Origin of the sequence: Candidatus Borrarchaeum sp. (assembly GCF_019058535.1) — an archaeon.
GTDB lineage: Archaea > Asgardarchaeota > Sifarchaeia > Borrarchaeales > Borrarchaeaceae > Borrarchaeum > Borrarchaeum weybense.
Genome location: NZ_JAHPYX010000056.1, coordinates 1 through 6,213, shown reverse-complemented (window position 1 = coordinate 6,213; position 6,213 = coordinate 1). Strand labels below are relative to the sequence as shown.

The window sequence follows — 6,213 nt, the reverse complement described above, 5'->3', positions numbered from 1 at the left end:
GCTCTGAAGTCTTATTAAAATCTCTTTTCTCTAGATATTTATCCAATGGTTTTGAGGTCTTTTTTTTGAACCCTTCTTCTTCTAGATACTTATCCAGTGTCATTCCTATCCCCTAATACCTGCAATTACGTCCCTATTAACTAAACATCTGCGGAGGGACATAATTCTCGCACAACACATTTATCATGCTCTGGCTTTTTTGCATGACAAATCTTTCTCCCGTGATCTATAATCATATATGTAAATTGAAACCACTCTTTTTTTGGAATAATTGCCATTAAATCTTGCTCTATCTTGTCGGGGTTTTTGTTTTTCGTCAGCCCCAACCTTTGTGAAAGCCTCTTTACATGTGTATCGACTGCAATTCCTTCAATTTTTCCAAAAGCATTTGATATCACTATGTTAGCAGTTTTCCGAGCCACACCTGGTAAAGATATTAGCCCCTCCATAGTATTAGGAACGTTTCCATCAAACTTTTCTATTATGAGTTTACATGCCTCTTGAAGATATTTTGCCTTATTGCGATAAAATCCGGTCGGACGTATATCGTTTTCAAGCTCGGTTCGATCCGCCTCAGCATAATCATGTGCTGTTTTATATTTTTTAAATAAATCTTTTGTGACTTCATTCACTTTAACATCTGTAGCTTGGGCGGAGAGAATCGTTGCGATTAACATTTCTAGAGGATTTGAGAAGTTTAGAGCGACAGTTGGCTTGGGATATTCTTTCTTCAATAATTTTCGGATTTCCTGAATCCTTTCTTTTTCATCCATGTCCTTTATTTTCATCCCTCTCAAATAAAAGAAAAAGTCAATTGTTCAGGTGAATTATAACTTCGGCATTGATAAAATAGTTTCTGATCTATAATCAAAAATACTTGATTAGAGATAAAATAATGAATGAATTAAATTCGCTTTTTTAAAAAAACTCTTATCCATTATGTTTTTTTTCAAAAGAGTCAGCACAGCGTGTACAACAAAATACGTATTCTTCTCCTTCAATAATTCTTTTTTCATTAGCAAAAATGCATTTACCCTCTTCATCTTTCACAGTTAAACAATCTCCGCATTGAATATACTTTACCATCAGAAGACCTCCAAAAAAATTGATTTACTATCGCTATAATACTGCTTTCACTTTTTAATTGTCATATATCGGCAAATGGAAGTAAAGTCTTGTGTTTTCCTTAACGAATTCTCTGCCTAATCACAGTAATTTCCCTTTGAATACACTGCTAGATTGTTTCTAATTAGGCATTATTCACAAAAATTTCTCTGAAATTGTTGAAAATAACCCTCTGCGTTTCTTCTGTATCCTGACCTTTCAATTGTGCGATTTTATCTACAATTTCCGCGACATTTGCAGGTTCCCCTCTCTTTTTTCTATAGGATACTGGTCCATCGCTTTCCGTTAATATGCATGAGACATCCAAGCGTTTCACAAAAGTCTGTAATTTTGGTGAATAATGAAGTGCCGGAGTAAAACTCATAAAATATCCGTTATCGACTATCCGAGAAAGTAGATTATCTGGTCCAGTATACCAGTGTAAGATCACACTTTTTAGTCTATAAGATTCCAATATATTCAGTGTCTCATGTTCTGCACCTTTTGAATGTATGATCACACTCGCTTCTTTTTTTTCAGCGATAGACAGCAAAGATTCAAAAATTGTGAATTGCGGTTCCCATTCCTCCTTGTTCTTAATAAAGTGGTGATCTAAGCCTATCTCGCCCAAGACGCCCTTTTCTGGAAGGAGTTCTCTAACTTTATTAACGTCTTGTTTACACTTTGGAGCGTTCCAAGGGTGAATCCCTATAGCAGGAATTACAGTATTATATTGTTTAGCAATTTCTGTGGTTGTATAGAAGGAGGAAATGTCCATTGAGACGCCAATTATATATTTTACGTTAGCGTCTTTTGCTCTGAGTAAAACTTCTGAGAGATCTTTATATTCATTGAGATGACAATGATCATCCGTATACATATTTGTCCTCTCGTTTAAAATCCAACAAAGCATAAAAAATTAGAGAAATGTCAAAAAAAGTTGACAAGATAACTATTCTACTTTTCTTTTCTCTTTGCGAGTAATTCCTTTGAAATATCATATGCTTCCTCAAAACTGAAAACGCCTGTAGTTCCTTTGATATTTTTCAATGCATTCTTTTCTGTCTTTAGTTTTAAATCACCGATCGCTAAAGCCCCTATGCCTATTTTTCCTGGCATAAATTCTTCTTTGTCATCTAATGAACCAAGTCCTTCTACGCCAAGTGGTGGGACCGCATTAATATCAGCAGCAACTTTAAAACGATCTAAACGCTCCATTGTCCCTTTTGATATGAGTTGATAACCCGCTTTTCCAGCTGCGATAATTGCATCTGCATCTTTTGATGCCTCATAGATTTCTTCTGCATTTGCGCCTTGAGCGTATCTCACATGTATCTGGTACTCCTGACTTAATCTTTCGGCGATGCCTTTAGCTCTATCGAATTTTCGGGAACTGATCAGAGGGTTTCCGCCGCTTTTTGCTGACAATATTGCGGCAACTTGCCCTACAGGTCCTGTTCCCGCTAAAATAGTGATATTCTTACCCTCAAAGCCACCCATTTCCACTAAAGCTTCTTCTGTTTTTGCAACGGCCGCGGCAGCAGTCGTATATGCACCCCTTGGGTCTATCATTATAGGAACCTCGAAGGGAGGAACCATTGCCTTCTTTGCTTCTTCTAACACCTGCAAAACTTTTGGAAGGTCACTACCTCCAATGAATAGGGCAGTGTATTGGCATCCTTTTACTCCTCGGCTGAATATCGCATCTTGAACAAGGTTTTTTACATCCTCTGGTTCAACATTTGAAAAACAGTGCACATGGTCATAGCCAGAATCCACAGACATGTTTATATCAAAGGGCGATGCATATTTGTCCGTATCAATTAAATAGATAATATACTCTTTTCCCACATGTTTCACCTCGTATGTTATATTTTTTATCTGGACTCAAAAAGCTTTATCCTTTCTATTTTCAACGATTTTTTAAACTTTTAAGAATATTTTCAATTCTGAATTGAGTAAAATTCACCTTTATTAAAAGTAACTGATACAAAAGAAGACCGTTCTTTCCTTAGAATTTCATTTTTGCACATAAACATCATTTTAAATTGCGAATTCAGAAAACATAAAAACTGAAACCATATTTCCTTCTCTCAAAGGTGGGCTCTAATTGACGTTAGCTGTTGAAATAAAAAATCTTACGAAAATCTATCCTGGAAGGGGCATCCTAAATAAAGCACCAGCTGTAACGGCGTTAGATGATGTAAATCTAGAAATCAAGAAGGGAACAATATATGGACTTCTAGGTCCTAATGGAGCTGGAAAAACTACCTTGATTCATATTTTAGCTGGCGTTCTCTTGCCAACCACCGGCACTGCAGAGGTCTTTGGACATGATGTCGTACGGGAGGCACGGGAGGTAAGATCTTTAAGTAATTATGGTGCAGGACAAGGCTCACTTTTTTGGAATCTTTCCCCAAAAGAGAACTTGCTTTATTATGCGAAACTTTATGGCCTTCCCAATTCTGAGGCGGTTGAAAAAATAAATAACCTATTGGAATTCTTTGGCCTGAAGGAACGAGCCAATCTTAAAAGTGCTTATTTGTCCTCGGGGTTAAAACAGCGTGTCAAACTTATCAAAACGCTTCTCAACGACCCCAAATTATTACTGCTGGATGAACCCACCTTAGGTCTCGATGTTGACATCGCCAGAAAAATACGTGCTTACATTCAAGAACTGTCCCATGAAAAAGAAATGACAATATTGCTCACTTCACATAACATGTACGAAGTAGATGAATTATGTGATGAAATTGCTCTTATTGATAAAGGGCGAATCGTTTCTATAGGAACTCCGGATGAACTTAAAAAGAAGGTTTCTGAGTTTGAATCCCTGGAGTTGTCCTTCTCAAACTATGATGGTGATCCTTCCTCATTCTTAGATGATCTAGTTTTGAGATCAACATTTCGAGATGGAGCACTGGTGCTTCACGTCTCTGATATTGATTCTTCAATAGATGCCATTCTTCGACGCCTGTTATCCCATAAATTTGTGATTTCCTCAATAAACACGAGACGGACAACTTTAGAGGATGTGTTTCTAAACTTAACAGGACGGGGGTTGAAGTAAAATGCTCAGAGTTTATCTTCGTCAAGTATATGGCTTCACTTACAGACAGACTCACAATATCGCTAAAAGTCCGATTGGAATCTTTGAAATTGTAGTGTGGCCATTAGCGAGTTTATTCTCCATAGGATTTCTGGGATCTTTTGTAGACGTTTCAGCTAGCACAAACATATCTTTTGTTACATTCATTTTGATTGGACAATGCGGCTGGTCTTTTAGTTATGTTGTTCAGCAAGCCTTGAGTTATGGCCTCATGCATTCGATGTGGAGTGGTACTCTTATCGACATGATGGCTAGCCCTGCAGATGAAAATCAGTTTATCATTGGGAATGCACTCGCAGGAGTTATTAAGGGAGTAGTAGTTCTTGCTGTCATGGGAGTCTGTAGCTTAGTTGCATTTAATGTTAACATCTTCGCCGGTGGAGTTTTTGCAGTCTTTCTAATCATATTCAGTGTCTTTCTTGCGGCAGTTTCGTTAGGCCTTATAGTTCTTATCTTAATTTTCTATTTTGGCCAAGAGGCCCAGGTAACGGCGTGGACGATCACTGGCTTAACTGTCCTTTTCAGCGGCGTTTTCTACCCTGTAACAATTTTACCCCCTCTAATTAGGCCGTTAAGTTACAGCATTCCTCTTACATATGCGTTCATTGCGTGGCGAGAAATAACCCTTCAAGGTGCAAGCATGGCTGATGTATCGTTTGTACTGCTTCAAATGGGCGTTTCCAGTGTACTATGGCTCGCAATAACGTGGTCTGTTTGTCTATTCACGATAAAAAGAGCAAGGAAAATTGGAATGATTTCGCAACTTTCTGATTGAATCTAGATTTATTATTATTGTTACTGAGTTATGAAAATTAATAATCGCAAGAGATGAAAGTAAATAACACCGGTAATTATATACATAAATTTCTTATGAGTGCTAACGATACTAGGAATATGAAATCGCAATAGAGCAGGAGAATAGGGTTTTTTCAAGCGTAGATTTGCTTAACAATAACAAAGATACGTCTAAAAGAGTAATATCTCGCTAAATACAATCCCTTCCACCCATGCTCCACGTTTGTCCCAGTTCCCCATGATTAGTCGCAACTGTTGATCCAATCGAAAAATTTTATTTTAAGAACGTCTAAAAGTATATGACCGAGTAAAGTATAAAAGTAACAAGAACGCATACATAGACTTATAAAAATTGCTCTAGATTCTCGAATCTTGATTCAATTTAAGTGCCAAGGAGGGGCGCAAAATAAGTGCCCAATCTAAGGGAGGGAGGACAATATGAAAGTATTAGCATTCAACTGCAGTCCAAGTATGGACAAGGGAAACACAGCTCTGATCTTCAATCCCTTTGTTGAGGGGATGAAGGAAGCTGGGGCTGAAGTCGAACTTTTCTACACGAACAAGCTCAAGATCAACTTTTGCACCGGGCAGGTTAATTGCTGGTTCAAGCATCCCGGAAAGTGCTATCAAGACGATGACATGAACATGCTCTACCCCAAACTACGCGAAGCGGACGTCTGGGTGTTCGCCACTCCGGTTTATTGGGACGGAGTCACCGGACCGATGAAGACACTTATTGACCGAACGGCGCTCCCGCTTTTCGGGCCATTTTACGAGCTACGCGATGGTCATACGCGGACTATTTGGCGCGAAGGAACCACGTCCACAAAAGTCGTGTTGGTATCCGTTGGTGGCCAGTGGGAGATGGACATCTTTGACCCGCTACTTGTCTACATGAAGGCCATGTGCAAGAACTCAAACTTTGAATTCGCAGGGGCTTTGCTGAGACCTCATACACATGCAGTGAAGCCTATGATAGAAAGTGGTGCTGTAAACGACATCTTCGAAGCGGCGAAAGAGGCTGGTCGCCAACTCGTGAAAAATGGTAAAATGTCCGCCGAAATCCTAAAGACCGTTAGCCGTGAACTTGTACCCCAGAAGCCGTATATGGAAGGGTTCAATCAGTTTATCCAACAGATTCTAGACTCAATGAAGAAAGAATAGTATCGACGGATAGGGTCAACTACCCCACCCTAAAGGGTAGG

At 38.8% G+C, this 6,213-nt stretch carries 7 protein-coding genes; 3 read left to right on the top strand and 4 right to left on the bottom strand.

Annotated elements, in window-relative coordinates; genetic code table 11:
- Window positions 1–140: 140 nt before the first annotated feature.
- The 4 genes from nth to QVB70_RS03080 all read right to left on the bottom strand — a co-directional run bounded on the left by nth (window position 141) and on the right by QVB70_RS03080 (window position 2,955).
- Window positions 141–788 carry an endonuclease III gene (gene nth / locus QVB70_RS03095; RefSeq protein ID WP_287583272.1) on the bottom strand — a complete coding sequence of 216 codons (648 nt, stop codon included), beginning with the start codon at window positions 786–788 and terminating at the stop codon, window positions 141–143.
- Between the two features lie 142 nt (window positions 789–930).
- Entirely contained in the window at window positions 931–1,086 is a 156-nt protein-coding gene (locus tag QVB70_RS03090; protein WP_287583271.1) for a hypothetical protein, read from the bottom strand.
- 163 nt (window positions 1,087–1,249) lie between these two features.
- Entirely contained in the window at window positions 1,250–1,984 is a 735-nt protein-coding gene (locus QVB70_RS03085; protein WP_287583269.1) for a TatD family hydrolase, read from the bottom strand.
- 77 nt (window positions 1,985–2,061) lie between these two features.
- Window positions 2,062–2,955, bottom strand: coding sequence for a methylenetetrahydromethanopterin dehydrogenase (locus tag QVB70_RS03080; protein ID WP_287583267.1), 894 nt, complete (start codon window positions 2,953–2,955; stop codon window positions 2,062–2,064).
- A gap of 259 nt (window positions 2,956–3,214) precedes the next feature.
- On the opposite strand from QVB70_RS03080, the gene QVB70_RS03075 reads away from it, so the two are divergent.
- From QVB70_RS03075 to QVB70_RS03065, 3 genes are all read left to right on the top strand, one after another.
- Window positions 3,215–4,174, top strand: coding sequence for an ABC transporter ATP-binding protein (locus tag QVB70_RS03075; protein WP_287583265.1), 960 nt, complete (start codon window positions 3,215–3,217; stop codon window positions 4,172–4,174).
- A 1-nt stretch (window position 4,175) separates the two neighbouring features.
- Window positions 4,176–4,988: an ABC transporter permease gene (locus QVB70_RS03070; protein WP_287583264.1), complete on the top strand. Its 813-nt coding sequence runs from the start codon at window positions 4,176–4,178 to the stop codon at window positions 4,986–4,988.
- Window positions 4,989–5,446: 458 nt separating this feature from the next.
- Window positions 5,447–6,172, top strand: coding sequence for a flavodoxin family protein (locus QVB70_RS03065; RefSeq protein ID WP_287583262.1), 726 nt, complete (start codon window positions 5,447–5,449; stop codon window positions 6,170–6,172).
- The last annotated feature ends 41 nt before the right edge of the window (window positions 6,173–6,213 follow it).